Annotated in this window: 11 protein-coding genes and 1 other RNA gene; 6 read left to right on the top strand and 6 right to left on the bottom strand. The window is 60.5% G+C overall.

Annotated elements, in window-relative coordinates; all coding sequences use genetic code 11:
* Positions 1–96: 96 nt before the first annotated feature.
* The 5 genes from PSV40_RS10470 to gyrA all read right to left on the bottom strand — a co-directional run bounded on the left by PSV40_RS10470 (position 97) and on the right by gyrA (position 7,408).
* Complete coding sequence (locus tag PSV40_RS10470) at positions 97–2,079, bottom strand: bifunctional 3-phosphoshikimate 1-carboxyvinyltransferase/cytidylate kinase (RefSeq protein WP_300537192.1); 1,983 nt, start codon at positions 2,077–2,079, stop codon at positions 97–99.
* Positions 2,080–2,089: 10 nt separating this feature from the next.
* Positions 2,090–2,968, bottom strand: a complete 879-nt coding sequence (locus PSV40_RS10465) for a prephenate dehydrogenase/arogenate dehydrogenase family protein (protein WP_300537190.1) — start codon at positions 2,966–2,968, stop codon at positions 2,090–2,092.
* Between the two features lie 38 nt (positions 2,969–3,006).
* Complete coding sequence (gene pheA, locus PSV40_RS10460; RefSeq protein WP_300537188.1) at positions 3,007–4,089, bottom strand: prephenate dehydratase; 1,083 nt, start codon at positions 4,087–4,089, stop codon at positions 3,007–3,009.
* Positions 4,090–4,172: 83 nt separating this feature from the next.
* The gene (locus PSV40_RS10455) at positions 4,173–4,760 is read right to left on the bottom strand and encodes a DUF2059 domain-containing protein (RefSeq protein ID WP_300537186.1); all 588 of its coding nucleotides are present in this window, start codon (positions 4,758–4,760) and stop codon (positions 4,173–4,175) included.
* Complete coding sequence (gene gyrA, locus PSV40_RS10450) at positions 4,760–7,408, bottom strand: DNA gyrase subunit A (RefSeq protein ID WP_300537184.1); 2,649 nt, start codon at positions 7,406–7,408, stop codon at positions 4,760–4,762. The genes PSV40_RS10455 and gyrA overlap by 1 nt, the downstream gene beginning before the upstream one ends.
* Before the next feature lie 253 nt (positions 7,409–7,661).
* Here gyrA and ompA point away from each other — a divergent pair, with 253 nt between their 5' ends.
* The 6 genes from ompA (at position 7,662) to PSV40_RS10420 (ending at position 12,727) form a co-directional block, all read left to right on the top strand.
* A complete protein-coding gene (ompA, locus tag PSV40_RS10445; RefSeq protein ID WP_300537182.1) occupies positions 7,662–8,297 on the top strand; it encodes an outer membrane protein OmpA in 636 nt (211 codons plus the stop codon).
* 69 nt (positions 8,298–8,366) lie between these two features.
* Positions 8,367–9,074, top strand: a complete 708-nt coding sequence (ubiG, locus tag PSV40_RS10440; protein WP_300537180.1) for a bifunctional 2-polyprenyl-6-hydroxyphenol methylase/3-demethylubiquinol 3-O-methyltransferase UbiG — start codon at positions 8,367–8,369, stop codon at positions 9,072–9,074.
* Positions 9,075–9,087: 13 nt separating this feature from the next.
* Positions 9,088–9,753 carry an HAD-IA family hydrolase gene (locus PSV40_RS10435; RefSeq protein ID WP_300537178.1) on the top strand — a complete coding sequence of 222 codons (666 nt, stop codon included), beginning with the start codon at positions 9,088–9,090 and terminating at the stop codon, positions 9,751–9,753.
* Positions 9,754–9,765: 12 nt separating this feature from the next.
* Positions 9,766–10,152: a transfer-messenger RNA gene (gene ssrA, locus PSV40_RS10430) on the top strand.
* A gap of 212 nt (positions 10,153–10,364) precedes the next feature.
* Positions 10,365–11,609 carry a site-specific integrase gene (locus tag PSV40_RS10425; protein WP_300537176.1) on the top strand — a complete coding sequence of 415 codons (1,245 nt, stop codon included), beginning with the start codon at positions 10,365–10,367 and terminating at the stop codon, positions 11,607–11,609.
* Positions 11,610–11,947: 338 nt separating this feature from the next.
* Entirely contained in the window at positions 11,948–12,727 is a 780-nt protein-coding gene (locus PSV40_RS10420; protein WP_300537174.1) for a hypothetical protein, read from the top strand.
* Here PSV40_RS10420 and PSV40_RS10415 read toward each other — a convergent pair.
* A complete protein-coding gene (locus PSV40_RS10415) occupies positions 12,668–13,891 on the bottom strand; it encodes a DUF4417 domain-containing protein (protein ID WP_300537173.1) in 1,224 nt (407 codons plus the stop codon). The genes PSV40_RS10420 and PSV40_RS10415 overlap by 60 nt on opposite strands.
* Between the last annotated feature and the right edge of the window lies 1 nt (position 13,892).

Raw genomic sequence — 13,892 nt, 5'->3', positions numbered from 1 at the left:
AGGGCTGACTGCGGCGGTTGTGTGCGGGTGACCCGCGGGTTAAGTTAAATGTTCCTGCTGACCGGACACTGGCGTGTCTACACGAAGGTACGGGGGTCAGAAGGGCCGGGTGCCTTGCCACCAGTTCAACACCTGGGCCACCGATTCTTCAATCGACAGCTCGGAGTTGTCCAGTGGCCTGGCGTCATCAGCGGGCTTCAAAGGGGCGGATTGCCGTGACATGTCACGTGTGTCCCTCGCCTCCAAATCCTGCTCAATCGCGGCTATTGTAGCCGGAATTCCCTTTGAAATCAATTGCTTATGGCGTCGTTCCGCCCGATGCCGGGCGCTCGCCGTCAGGAAGATTTTCAGCGCGGCGTCCGGGAAAATCACGGTGCCCATGTCCCGCCCGTCGGCCACCAGCCCCGGCAACTGCCGGAAACCCCGCTGCAACTCGGTCAAGGCGTCGCGCACGGCAGGATGCACCGATACCCGGGAGGCGGCCATGCCGGCGGCTTCGCTGCGGATGGCGTCCGACACGTCTTCCTGGCCCAGGAACACCCGCTCGCCCTGAAAGCGCACCGGCAGGGTGCGCGCGACGGCGGCGACGCCGGCTTCGTCATCGAGCGCCACGCCGGCACGGCCGGCGGCAAAGGCCGTCAGCCGGTACAGCGCGCCCGAGTCCAGGTAGTGGTAGCCGAGGCGGTGCGCCACCAGGGCGGCCAGCGTGCCTTTGCCCGACGCGGTGGGGCCGTCGACACAGATCACCGGGATCAGCCGGCGCTCGGTCACCGACACCGAAAACAGGGCCTCGAAGTAGTCCGGAAAGGTCTTGGCGACACATTTTGGATCCAGAATGCGCACCGGCAGGCGCGCCGGGTTGAAGGCCGCCAGCGAAAAACACATGGCCACGCGGTGGTCGTCGTAGGTATGGATGGCGGCGGTCTGCCACTTGAGCGGCGGCGTGATGCGAATGTAATCGGCGCCTTCCTCCACGCTGGCTCCCAGCTTGCGCAACTCGCAGGCCATCGCGGCGATGCGGTCGGTTTCCTTGACGCGCCAGCTGGCGATGTTGCTCAGCGTGGTGGTGCCGTCCGCGTACAGCGCCATCACGGCCAGCGTCATGGCCGCATCGGGGATGTGGTTGCAGTCCAGGGTGATGGCCTTGAGCGGCCAGGCGCCGCGCGAGATACGCAAGGTATTGGGCGTGCTGTCGATATGTGCGCCCATCATCCGCGCGGCTTCCACAAAACGGATGTCGCCCTGGATGGAGTCCGCGCCCACACCCTGAATCTCTATGCCATTTTGGCCTGTAGCCGCCGCCGATATTGCGCCAAGCGCTATGAAATAGCTAGCAGACGAGGCATCCCCTTCGACATGTATCTCGCCGGGCGAGCGGTAGCGGCTGCCGGCCGGAATGGTGAAACGCTGCCAGCCCTCGCGTTGGACCTGGATGCCGAAGCGCGCCAGCAGGTTCAGCGTGATTTCTATATACGGCTTGGAAATCAGCTCGCCCACCACGTCCAGTGTGATGTCCCGGGTTGCCACCAGCGGCAGGGCCAGCAGCAGGGCGGTCAGGAACTGGCTGGAGACATCGCCGCGTACCCGGATGGGCGCATCCAGGGTGAGCTGGCCGGTACGGATGCGCAGCGGCGGAAAACCGTCTTCGCCCAGGTAATCAATGGCGCAACCCAGGCCGCGCAGGGCATCGACGAGGTCGCCGATCGGGCGCTCATGCATGCGCGGCACGCCCGACAGTTCAAAGTCGCCACCCAGCAGCGCCAGCGCCGCCGTCAGCGGCCGCATGGCGGTGCCCGCGTTGCCGAGATACAGCCTGGCCTGCCTTTGCGCCAGTTGGCCGCCCAGGCCGTCGATGACGGCGCTGCTGCCGCTTTGCGCCACCGCGCAGCCGAGCTGCCGCAGCGCGGCCAGCATCACGGCGGTGTCGTCGGAAGCGAGCAGGTCATGCACCGTGGTGCGGCCTTCGCTCAGCGCCGCGAGCAGCAGGACCCGGTTGGAAATGCTTTTGGAGCCGGGCAGGCGTACGCTGCCGCCGGCACCCGTCAGTGCTGGAATGTCCAGGAACTTGGTATCGAACATGGCCCCGCGCCTATTTGAGGACTTTGGGGGGGGTGATCCGCCAGTTGGCGCGGGTATGGCTGGCATGGTCGATGCCTGCTTCCAGTGCATCGCCGTCGCCGCTGCTGATCAGCTTTTCAAGCGAATGCAGGGTGGCCTGGAAAATCTTCGACTGCTCCAGCAACTCTTCCCGGTTGGCAATCAGGATGTCCCGCCACATTTTCGGGTCGCTCGCCGCAATGCGGGTGAAGTCGCGAAACCCCGGGCCGGCCAGCGACAGGTAGTCCTTGCCCTGGGCCTGGCCGGAGATGCTGTTGATCAGCGCAAACGCGATCAGGTGCGGCAGATGGCTGACGGCGGCATACGCGGCGTCATGCGACTGGGGGGACATCTTGACGACGTTGCAGCCCAGCGCCGTCCAGACATCCACGGCTTTCTGGAGCTGGACCGTGAAGGTGCGTTCGATCGGCGTCAGGATGACCTGCTTTCCGGTGTACAGGTCCGCATCGGCATGTTCGACGCCCGAGACTTCCTTGCCGGTGATCGGATGGGCGGGCACAAAACAGCCGAGGTGGTCGCGCAGTACCCGGCGCGCGGCGTCCACGACATCGCGCTTGGTCGAGCCGACGTCCATGATCAGCGTCGTGGGGGTCACCAGGTGGCGGATGGCCTTGAAAGTGGCCTCGGTGGCGGACACCGGCACGGCCAGCAGCACGATGTCGGCACCGGAGACCGCCAGCAATGCCGAAGGCGCCTCCACGTCGATCACCCCCATCTGGCGCGCGCGCTCGGTCGTGGACGGCGACTTGCTGTAACCCACCACCCGTTTGACCAGACCTGCGCGTTTGAGCGCCAGCGCAAAGGAGCCACCCATCAGGCCGCAGCCTATCAATCCCAGTTGTTCAAACATGTCGGGGGGCTGTGGTTGCTTGCAATTGCGTCATGGTTTCAGTCGCTGACAGGGTAGGTGCCCAGCACTTTGTAGAACGCACAAAGCTGCTGCAGATCTTTCAGGGCCGCTGCCACGTTGGGCTGCGAAGGGTGACCCTGCAAGTCGATGTAGAAAAAGTACTCCCACTGGCCCGAGCGGGCAGGGCGTGACTCGAAACGTGTCATCGACACACCGTGGGTTTTCAGGGGAACCAGGATGTCGTGCACAGCGCCCGGCTTGTTGGGGACCGACACGATCAGGCTGACGCAGTCCTTGCCCGACGCCTGCGGCGCACCCAGCACCTGCGGCAGGCAGATCACGGCGAAGCGGGTGCGGTTGAAGGCGTCGTCCTGGATCGCATGGGCCGCAATGTGCAGGCCGAATTCGGCACCCGCGCGTTCGCTGGCGATGCCGGCCCACGCGGGGTTGCTGGCCGCCAGACGGGCGCCTTCGGCATTGCTGGAGACCGCGCGCCGCTCGGCATGGGGCAGATGCGTGGCGAGCCAGCCCTGGCACTGCGCCAGCGCCTGTGCGTGGGCCAGCACGACCTCGATGCCGTCGAGCGACGCCGTCAGGCGCAGCAGGTTGTGGCGCACCAGCAGGCTGGTTTCGCCCACCACATGCACGGGCGAATTCAGGAACAGGTCCAGCGTGCGCGTCACCACGCCTTCGGTGTTGTTCTCCACCGGGACCACCCCGAACTGCGCGGTGCCGGCCGTCGCGGCGCGAAACACCTCGTCAAAACTGGCGCAAGGCACGTGTTCGATGCTGGAGCCGAAAAACTGCACGGCGGCCTGCTCGCTGAAGGTGCCGGCGGGGCCGAGGTAGGCCACGCGCTGGGGCGCCTCGAGCGCGCGGCAGGCCGACATGACTTCGCGCCAGATGTGGGCGATGTTGTCCCCTTTGAGCGGGCCGGGGTTGCCCGCCTGCAGCCCCTGGATGACCTGGGCCTCACGTTCCGGCCTGAAGACCGGCGAGCCGTCCTGGCGTTTGATCTCGCCGACCTCGTTGGCCAGCGCGGCCCGCTGGTTCAGGAGCGCCAGCAGTTGCTGGTCGACAGAATCGATTTTTACGCGAAGTTGCTGAAGACTTTGGGTCATGGATAAGGCGTCTCAAGCCCGGCGGGCGTCGCACAAGTGGAAGGTTAGGCGACGGCGCGCCGGCTTGGGGAAACAGCCCCGCGTCATTTCTTCGCGGGTTTGGCCGCTGGTGCGGCGCCTGCAGGTTTGGCTGCCGGTGCGGCGCCGACGATTTTGGTGGCGGTTTCGTTGAACTGCTTGGCGCGGGCCTGGATCTCGATTCTGGAGGACTCCACCAGTTTGTTCACGAAGACATTGACCAGATCGGGCGTGGTTGCCTTGTATTTTTTCACGGCGGGAGACTCAAAAAAGGCGGTGAGTTGCTTGAGTTCGTCCAGAGTAAAGCGGTCCATGTAGGCCGGTACCAGGGCATCCCTGTTGGCCTGACTGACCTTGCTGCCGATGATCTTGTTGGCATCTGCGGCGAACTTGGCAAGCTCGGCGTTGAGGTCCTCGGTGGCCTTGGCCTGTTTGGCTTTGGGAACGGAGGTTTCCAGCCTGGATTCCCAGCCGGAGATCAGGTCCTGGGTGGCGCTGCCGGCCAGTTGTTCAACCAGGCTGTCCAGGTCGGGGCCCTGCTGCAGGGCGACGAGCCGGGTGGCCCACTCGAGCTTGGGATCGGTCGTTTGGGCCTGACTCGCGGCCGAGAAGGCGCAGCCAGCAATCAGAAGGGTGGTGAGCAGCTTTTTCATCAATTGGTTTCCGGGTTGGAGGCAGGTGTGCCTGTGTCAGTGTCGGTTTCATTGTCGTCCAGGCTGGCGTCGTTTTCCACGATGCGCTGCAGGCCGCTGAGTTGAGAGCCATCGTCGAGGCCGATCAGCGTGACGCCCTGGGTGGCCCGGCCCATCTCCCGGATCTCGCTGACACGGGTACGAACCAGCACACCCTTGTCGGTGATCAGCATGATTTCATCGTCGGTGTGAACCAGGGTAGCAGCGACGACCTTGCCGTTGCGCTCGCTTTGCTGGATGGCAATCATGCCTTTGGTACCACGGCCGTGGCGCGTGTATTCCTGGATGGAGGTTCGTTTGCCGTAGCCGTTCTGGGTGGCCGTCAGAACACTTTGTTCTTCATCTTCCGCGACCAGCATGGCGATCACGCCCTGGCCGTCGTCGAGCATCATGCCGCGCACACCGCGGGCATTGCGGCCCATCGGACGCACGTCGTTTTCATCGAAACGCACCGCCTTGCCGCCGTCCGAGAACAGCATCACATCGTGCTTGCCATCGGTCAGCGCAGCGCCTATCAGGTAGTCGCCGTCGTCGAGGTCCACGGCAATAATGCCGGCCTTGCGCGGGTTGCTGAAGTCTTCGAGCGGGGTTTTCTTGACCGTGCCCATGCTGGTGGCCATGAACACATACTGGTCCGCCGGGAAGCTGCGTTTTTCGCCGGTCAGTGGCAGCACCACCGTGATTTTTTCGCCTTCCTGCAGCGGGAACATGTTGACGATGGGACGGCCCCGCGAGCCACGCGAGCCGGCCGGCACTTCCCACACCTTGAGCCAGTAGAGCCGGCCGCGGTTGGAGAAACACAGGATGTAGTCGTGCGTGTTGGCGATGAAGAGCTGGTCGACCCAGTCGTCTTCCTTGGTGGCCGTGGCGAGCTTGCCGCGGCCGCCGCGCTTCTGCGCGCGGTATTCGGACAGCGGCTGGCTCTTGATGTAGCCGGTGTGCGAGAGCGTCACCACCATGTCCGTCGGCGTGATCAGGTCTTCGGTGCTCAGGTCGAACGAGCTGTGCTCGACCTGGCTGCGGCGCAGGCCCAGCTTGGACTGGCCGAACTCCAGGCGGATGACAGCGAGTTCTTCGCCGATGATGGTCGAGACACGTTCCGGGCGCGCCAGGATGTCGAGCAGGTCGTCGATTTCCGCCATGACTTCCTTGTACTCGGCGACGATCTTGTCCTGCTCCAGGCCGGTCAGGCGTTGCAGGCGCATCTGCAGGATTTCCTGGGCCTGGGTTTCGGACAGGCGGTACAGGCCGTCGCTGCCCATGCCGAAGTCCTTCTCCAGCCCGTCCGGGCGGTAGTCGTCGGCATTGACCACGCCGCCGTCCGCGCGGGTGCGTGTCAGCATCTCGCGCACCAGGCGGCTGTCCCACGGGCGCAGCATCAGCTCGGCCTTGGCGACCGGCGGTGTCGGCGCGTTGCGGATGATCGCAATGAAATCGTCGATGTTCGCCAGAGCGACGGCCAGACCCTCGAGCACATGGCCGCGCTCGCGCGCCTTGCGCAGTGTGTATACCGTGCGCCGCGTGACCACCTCGCGGCGGTGCGACAGAAACACCTGGATCAGGTCTTTGAGGTTGCACAACTTGGGTTGGCCGTTGACCAGCGCCACCATGTTGATGCCGAAGGTGTCCTGCAGCTGCGTCTGCTTGTACAGGTTGTTCAGCACCACCTCGGGCACTTCGCCGCGCTTGAGCTCGATGACCAGGCGCATGCCGGACTTGTCGCTTTCGTCCTGGATGTGGCTGATACCCTCGATTTTTTTCTCGTGGACCAGCTCGGCCATGCGTTCCTGCAGCGTTTTCTTGTTGACTTGGTAAGGCAGCTCGTCAACGATGATGGACTGGCGCTGGCCCTTGTCGATGTCCTCGAAGTGGCAGCGCGCGCGCATGACCACCTTGCCGCGGCCGGTGCGGTAACCGTCCTTGACCCCGTTGATGCCGTAAATGATGCCGGCGGTGGGGAAGTCGGGCGCCGGGATGATTTCCATCAACTCGTCGATGCTGGCCTGGGGGTTCTTCAGCAGGTGCAGACAGGCATCAACGACCTCGTTGATGTTGTGCGGCGGGATGTTGGTGGCCATGCCCACGGCAATGCCGCCGGAGCCATTGATCAGCAGGTTGGGAATGCGTGAAGGGAGAACCAGCGGCTCTTTTTCGCTGCCGTCATAGTTGGGCCCGAAATCGACGGTTTCCTTGTCGATGTCGGTCAGCATCTCCTGGGCGATCTTGGACAGGCGCACCTCGGTGTAACGCATGGCCGCGGCGCTGTCGCCGTCCACCGAGCCGAAGTTGCCCTGGCCGTCCACCAGCATGTGGCGCATGGAAAAGTCCTGGGCCATCCGGACAATCGCGTCATAAACCGACTGGTCGCCATGCGGGTGGTACTTGCCGATCACGTCGCCGACGATACGGGCCGATTTCTTGTAAGGACGGTTCCAGTCGTTGTTGAGCTCATGCATCGCAAACAGCACGCGCCTGTGCACCGGCTTGAGGCCATCGCGCGCATCGGGCAGGGCGCGACCCACGATCACGCTCATCGCGTAATCCAGGTAGCTGCGCCGCATCTCCTCTTCAAGACTGATGGGCAGGGTTTCTTTGGCAAACTGGGTCATGAGAGGCCTGAAAAGGATATTGCAACGCGCAGGGAGATAAGCCTGCTGATTTTAAGGCCTGAGCCGGGCTTGATCGGGGTGTGGCAAGTCCGCAACAAAAAACAAAGAATCTCGATTCTCTGTCGGACGAAGCCGATAGGGCGCTTGAACGGTCAATGAGCTATGGCACAATAACTGTAACGCTTTGAGTGATGGTCACTTACGGCGTGTATCCAATCGCAGCAAGTCTGCGGCTTTTCTCTAGAGGAGAACCATGAAGAAACTCAACAAAGTGGCAATGTTGTTTGCTTCCGCAGCGCTTGCAACCGCCGCTGGTGCACAAACAATTGACAACTGGAAAAACGGCACCAATGAGCTGGTCTGGAAAAACGGCACCAACGAATACTGCTGGCGTGATGCCAACTGGACCCCGGCTACTGCCGCTCCAGGGTGCGACGGCGCTATCGTTCCTGTAGCAGTTCCTGCTCCGGCTCCCGTCGCCGCAGTTCCTGCCAAGCCAGCTGCTCCCAAGCCGGTAGCTCCTCCTGCAGCGACCAAGGTCACTTACGCTGCTGACGCGTTCTTCGACTTCGACAAGTCTGTGCTCAAGCCTGAAGGCAAAGCCAAGCTTGACGACCTGGTCGGCAAGATCAAGGGCATCAACCTGGAAGTCATCATTGCTGTCGGTCACACCGATGCAGTGGGTAGCGACTCCTACAACCAGAAGCTGTCGGTTCGCCGCTCGGAGTCTGTCAAGTCTTATCTGGTGTCCAAGGGCATCGAGAAAAACCGCGTCTACACCGAAGGCAAAGGCGAGAAACAGCCAGTTGCTGACAACAAGACCAGCGAAGGCCGCGCCAAGAACCGTCGCGTGGAAATCGAAGTGGTTGGTACCCGCGCCAACAAGTAATCCTTCAAGGATCGCTTAAAAAACCGCGCTACGGCGCGGTTTTTTTATGGGCGGGCGATAATCAGATTCATGCACACCACTGAAAACGCAGACCCGGCCGAGTTGGCCAAATTTTCCGATCTGGCCCACCGCTGGTGGGACACCGAGAGCGAGTTCCGCCCCCTGCACCAGATCAATCCCTTGAGGCTTGGCTGGATCGAGGGCCTGGCGCCGCTCCAGGGCAAGCGCGTCCTCGATATCGGCTGCGGTGGCGGCATTCTTGCCGATGCCATGGCCCGCCGGGGCGCCCAGGTTCTGGGCATCGACCTGGCGACCAAGGCGCTGAAAGTGGCGCAGCTTCATGCGCTCGAGGCCAATACCCAGGGCGTCGAATACCGGGAGATCAGTGCTGAAGCACTGGCAGCCGAACAGCCGGGGCGCTTTGATGTGGTCACCTGCATGGAAATGCTCGAGCATGTGCCCGACCCGTCCTCCGTGGTGCGGGCCTGCGCGACGCTGGTCAAGCCCGGTGGCCAGGTGTTCTTTTCCACGATCAACCGCAATGCCAAAGCCTTTCTGTTTGCCATCGTCGGCGCGGAGTACCTGCTGAGCCTGCTGCCGCGCGGCACCCACGAATACGCCAAGTTCATCAAACCCAGCGAACTGGCTGCTTATTGCCGCCGTGCCGGGCTCGATCTGCAGCAGACCAAAGGTATGGAGTACAACCCGCTGACCGGGCATTACTGGCTCAGCGCCGACACCAGCGTCAATTACATGCTGGCCACGCAGAAACCCTGAGGTGATGGGGCCGATGTTCAACGATATTGAGGCTGTGCTGTTCGATCTGGACGGCACGCTGATCGACAGTGCGCCCGACCTGGGCGCTGCCGTCGACAAGATGCGCACCGACCGCGGCCTGGCGTCACTGCCGCTGGCCGACTACCGGCCCATGGCCGGTGCGGGTGCGCGCGGCATGATTGGTATTGCTTTTGGGCTGACGCCTGACGATGACGGTTTCGGCGACCTGAGAGAAGAGTTTTTTGCCAATTACGAAGCCTGCATGACCGAGCGCACCTATGCCTTCGACGGCGTGGCCGAGCTGATCGCGCGAATTGACCGGTCCGGCCTCAAATGGGGTGTGGTAACCAACAAATCGGCGCGCTTTACCCTGCCGCTGACGCGCAGGATGCCGCTGTTTGGCTCCGCGCAGACCATCATCAGCGGCGACACCACCCCGCACGCCAAGCCGCATCCGGCGCCGCTGCTGGAAGCCGCCCGCCAGCTCCAGCTCCATCCGGGGCGTTGTGTCTATGTCGGCGATGACGAGCGGGACATCGTCGCCGGGCGCGCCGCTGGCATGCCGACAGTGGCCGCAGCCTACGGTTACCTCGGTGCGCTGGCCGATACCCGGGGCTGGAAAGCCGACGCCACCATTGTTTATCCGGCAGCCCTCTTGAATTTGCTGCGAATGGCTTAAACTACTTGGCTTGGGGCTGCATTGGTTTCGACGTGGGTTCGGACGCGGTGTGGTGCATGTCGAGCTGAGTGTGCTCGTAAAACTGATTCAAACAAACTAACTGCAAACGACGAACGTTTCGCACTCGCTGCTTAATTGCCAGTGAGCTTTACAACAGCAGGCCGATGGGCTGGGCAAGGGGTGTTTAGCGCAAGTTGAACGCTCCCGGCTGTAAAGATAATTTCATCGGCTGGCTCCGGGCTGGGTACCTTAACCCGGGGCAAGAAAATAGGGTGCTGGCGTCCTGTGTAGCGTGCGACTGCGCGACACAGGTGGCGAGACTCAAATCAGACCGCTAAACATGTAGATCTGCCCGAACAAGGCTTGCGGACGGGGGTTCAAATCCCCCCAGCTCCACCACCATAACGTCCAAGGCCGTTTGCTGACATCCAGCAAACGGCTTTTTTCCTTGTAAAATCAATAACATACGTCCAATGATGTCCGAGCTCAGGTGATGGCATCCTAGCGATAACCGGGGAACAAACCGGGGAACAATCTGGACAAATGCTGGTAAATTCTGAGTTGTTCCCCGGTATCGTCTGGGAATCTGTTCCCCGGCCCTGGAGTTCCCCATGTTGACTGACAAGCATTGCAAAAATGCCGTCTGCCCCCCAGACAAAAAGCGCGCACGTTTCACCGACTCCGGTGGCCTCTATCTGGAAGTGAGCCCCGCAGGTTCAAAGCGGTGGTTCTGGAAGCTGTACGCCAATGGCAAAGAAGGACGCATGGCTTTGGGTAGCTACCCAGTCATGGGGCTGGCTGACGCTCGCAAGACCAGGGATACCGTCAGGCTGCAAAAGGCAGGAGGGTGTGACCCTGTGCAAGCCCGCAAGGTGGAAAAGCTCAAGGCTAGCAATCCAGATGGCGACACCTTTCAGGTGGTTGCTTTGGAGTGGTACGTCAAGCAGGCCCCGCAGTGGAGTCCCGCACATGCCGATCGCTCGTTGCGTCAGTTCGAGCGCGATCTTTTTCCTTGGATTGGTGCGCGACGTATGAGCGAAATTGAGCCCGTGGAACTTCTGGCCACGCTTCGCAAGGTGGAGGAACGGGGGGCCGTGGAGACAGCGGACCGCGGTCTAATGCTCGCCCGCCAAGTGTGGCGTTACGGCGTAGCAACCGGCAGAGTTCACCGTGACATTACAACCGACCTTAAAGGCGCCTTGTCACCCTATCGAGGCAAGCACTTCGCGGCGATTACAGACCCGGTAAAGCTTGGTGAGCTGCTGCGGGCGATCATGGCTTATCGTGGCGGACCGGTGGTCAGAGCGGCGTTACAGCTAGCGCCGTTGCTGTTCCAGCGCCCTGGTGAGTTGCGAGGTGCGGCATGGACAGAAATTGACTTTGAGGCGGCGCTGTGGACTATTCCAGCAGCCCGAATGAAACGAGGCAAAGACGGCAAAGAGAACGGTGACCCGCACCTGGTTCCGTTATCTGTTCAGGCCGTAGAGATACTGCGAAACATCCACCCGCTGACCGGACATGGCACATTGGTTTTCCCTGGTGAGCGGAATCACGACCGTCCAATCTCCGAAAACTCTGTGCGCACCGCTTTAATCACACTGGGCTACACGTCAGAGTTGCATACCTGGCACGGTTTCAGAGCAACAGCCCGCACGATGTTGGCCGAACGTCTGGACTGCGATCCATTGGTAATCGAGGCACAACTGGCCCACGCGGTGAAGGACGCCAATGGACGTGCGTACAACCGAACTCAGTACTTGAAACACCGCACTGAGATGATGCAACGTTGGGCGGATTACTTAGACAAACTGCGAAGGGGGGTAGACGTGCTTGAGTTTCCCCAGCAAGTAGCGTAGCTGTAAGTGGAACTGGCCCCTTCCATGGGCAATCCTGATTAATCGCTGCAGCGCAGCTTCTGCTCAAACCTGTCCAAATGTGTACAAGGCAATGTTCGTCAGAATAGGCGGTGGCCTTACGGAACGTCCGGAGGAAAGCCAAGCGATTAAGATCCCCCTCACCGAAGGGCACAGAGGAGGGAGGCAGGCTTAGATTCGCCAGTTCCTTCAACGCCATACTCCACCTTTTCAGACATACAACTCGCAGGGAATTCATGGCAGAGCCACCATTCACCAAGTTCTGGAAGAACTGGCAAGCGCTGCCACAGACAACTGGGATAGGTGCAGGCCGCTGACATATGTCACTTGAAGCCTTTAATACTTTCGACGAATTTTCGGAAAGTGCCGCAAGTGGCAGATTTGCGGGCCAGGGCATTTCAACGAGCAATTTTTTGCTTGGCCCGATGGCTGAGTTAGTGATTTTTCTGAACCCGCTTCACCCTCGAAAAAACCCAATTCAAATTCGGTATGACTGTGAGCAAGGCGAGCTTTTCAGTCGGTGCCTATCTTCTACAAAATCGATATATTGCTCTGCCGCCAGTATGGGGATCCTTCGGCTAGACCCTGTAGAAATTGAAGCAGACTTACTCGCTACCAACTCATTCATATTGAGCTTGCGTCAGCTTCTGGGGCAGGCGCTGATGCCATCTGCAGCTGCGCAAACCTTATCTGGCGTAGCGGGAGAGTTAATCGACAATATCGCGGTGCATGCCGGCCGACCTAAGTTGAGTTTTGCGGCGTTCAACATTCGACGCGGTGATGCCTGGATCACGGTCGCGGATGCTGGGCACGGGGTCGTAGGCGGTTATGCAATGGACCGTAACCTTCCACAACCTGAGGATGCGCAGGAGGCCCTGCAATGGGCTGTGATTGAACATCGGTCCCGATTTTCCGATTCAAAGCGGGGACTAGGTTACAGGAGGGCGCTATCCGCGTTGAGGTCGCTGGACGCGAGTATGCGCGTACGAAGCGACAGTGCTGGACTTGAAACGCGGGGAGGGGTAAATCTTGATGACTGGTTACTGCGGGAACAGGTGTATTTGGGGGGATTCGTAGTCAGCGTCCATGTGTCCTGGTGACACTTCAACTCGTTCTTCGGACGACCTAGAGAAATCTAGGCTACGTTGAGGGGATGCCATCCGGATCGAGTCGCGATCCACTGAAGCCCGCTGGATCAAGTCATTGTTTTTGAACAACGCGGCGACTTGGTTCATTGAGGTAGTGACTACGGGTTGCCACCGAACTCGTCCAACGTCATCCACAACGGCTTGACGGCGATGTATTGACCGCTGGTAAGCCGTTGAATCGATGGACGTTACTTTATGAAAGAACGGCCGCAACTCAGCTGCAATGGCTGAAGAACCTCTCATGACAAGCGAAAGCTTTCGACCTACGGCTGCTGAAAATGCTTCGAGACGCCGGATATAGCGCTCCCTATCAAGGATCGGCTCTGCGCCCGTGGTGAATTCGAAAGCGACTGCCTGCACAGCAGGTTGCCTTCGGACAAATTCTGCCCATCGTTCGAAGTCGCGGTCCGTTCTTCCGTTGATGTGCAGGGCAGTCGAAATTCCTGCTTGTTGCATGAAATACCACATCCAAGCAATGCGCTTCATTGCGTGCAGGTTGTCGTGGCGGGGGACGTCCGCATAGAGACTGTAGTTGGGTGTTGTCGCGAAGACTACACCGGCGTTACTCATGTCTTGAAGTATTCGCGGAAGATGGTCAAGCCCCCAGATCCTCTCAATAGGTCCGTCGTCATCAGTTCCTGACAATATCCAACCTAAACGCGGTCGAATGCCGGTAACTTCAATCAATTCTTTGGCCGTGCGCGCGCGTGTTTTACTGCCTCGACCTATCAGAGCCCGTGACATGGGGATGGCCAAATAGTCCATCTGCTCTTTGTGTTTGCGAACTCCTTTCCCATGTAGAAGCGGCACGTAATTTCCCAACAGGGGTAGAGAGCGCTTCTTCGCTTTAGGAACATTGTTCAGATCAAAGGAGCGAACTTCTTGCACTCGCTTGACAAACTCCGAAGGACGTTTTTGACAAACGACATCGCAGGCTGCTATATCACTCGCTGTTTGGCACGTACAGTGAGCTAAACACGAATCCACAGCGCCAGCAGGCAGATGCAGACCGCCGCACATCTCGAAATCCAAGCAATTGCTGCATCCCAAAAGAGACTGGCCTCCGCCAACGTCTTTAAGGAAGATGACTTGCTGATGTGCGTTGCGGGAAAGCATG

This window comes from Polaromonas sp. (genome assembly GCF_029945925.1).
In the GTDB taxonomy this organism is placed as follows: domain Bacteria; phylum Pseudomonadota; class Gammaproteobacteria; order Burkholderiales; family Burkholderiaceae_C; genus Polaromonas.
Note: the sequence above shows the minus strand (reverse complement) of the source record. Positions and strands in the feature narration are given on the sequence as shown.

What these genes read in the sequence shown, in the direction of transcription:
- PSV40_RS10470 (WP_300537192.1), bottom strand. Translation starts at nt 2,079, where the DNA reads ATGTTCGATACCAAGTTCCTGGACATTCCAGCACTGACGGGTGCCGGC.
- PSV40_RS10420 (WP_300537174.1), top strand. Translation starts at nt 11,948, where the DNA reads ATGTCACTTGAAGCCTTTAATACTTTCGACGAATTTTCGGAAAGTGCC.
- PSV40_RS10455 (WP_300537186.1), bottom strand. Translation starts at nt 4,760, where the DNA reads ATGAAAAAGCTGCTCACCACCCTTCTGATTGCTGGCTGCGCCTTCTCG.
- PSV40_RS10415 (WP_300537173.1), bottom strand. Translation starts at nt 13,891, where the DNA reads ATGCTTTCCCGCAACGCACATCAGCAAGTCATCTTCCTTAAAGACGTT.
- PSV40_RS10465 (WP_300537190.1), bottom strand. Translation starts at nt 2,968, where the DNA reads ATGTTTGAACAACTGGGATTGATAGGCTGCGGCCTGATGGGTGGCTCC.
- PSV40_RS10435 (WP_300537178.1), top strand. Translation starts at nt 9,088, where the DNA reads ATGTTCAACGATATTGAGGCTGTGCTGTTCGATCTGGACGGCACGCTG.
- pheA (WP_300537188.1), bottom strand. Translation starts at nt 4,089, where the DNA reads ATGACCCAAAGTCTTCAGCAACTTCGCGTAAAAATCGATTCTGTCGAC.
- ompA (WP_300537182.1), top strand. Translation starts at nt 7,662, where the DNA reads ATGAAGAAACTCAACAAAGTGGCAATGTTGTTTGCTTCCGCAGCGCTT.
- PSV40_RS10425 (WP_300537176.1), top strand. Translation starts at nt 10,365, where the DNA reads ATGTTGACTGACAAGCATTGCAAAAATGCCGTCTGCCCCCCAGACAAA.
- gyrA (WP_300537184.1), bottom strand. Translation starts at nt 7,408, where the DNA reads ATGACCCAGTTTGCCAAAGAAACCCTGCCCATCAGTCTTGAAGAGGAG.
- ubiG (WP_300537180.1), top strand. Translation starts at nt 8,367, where the DNA reads ATGCACACCACTGAAAACGCAGACCCGGCCGAGTTGGCCAAATTTTCC.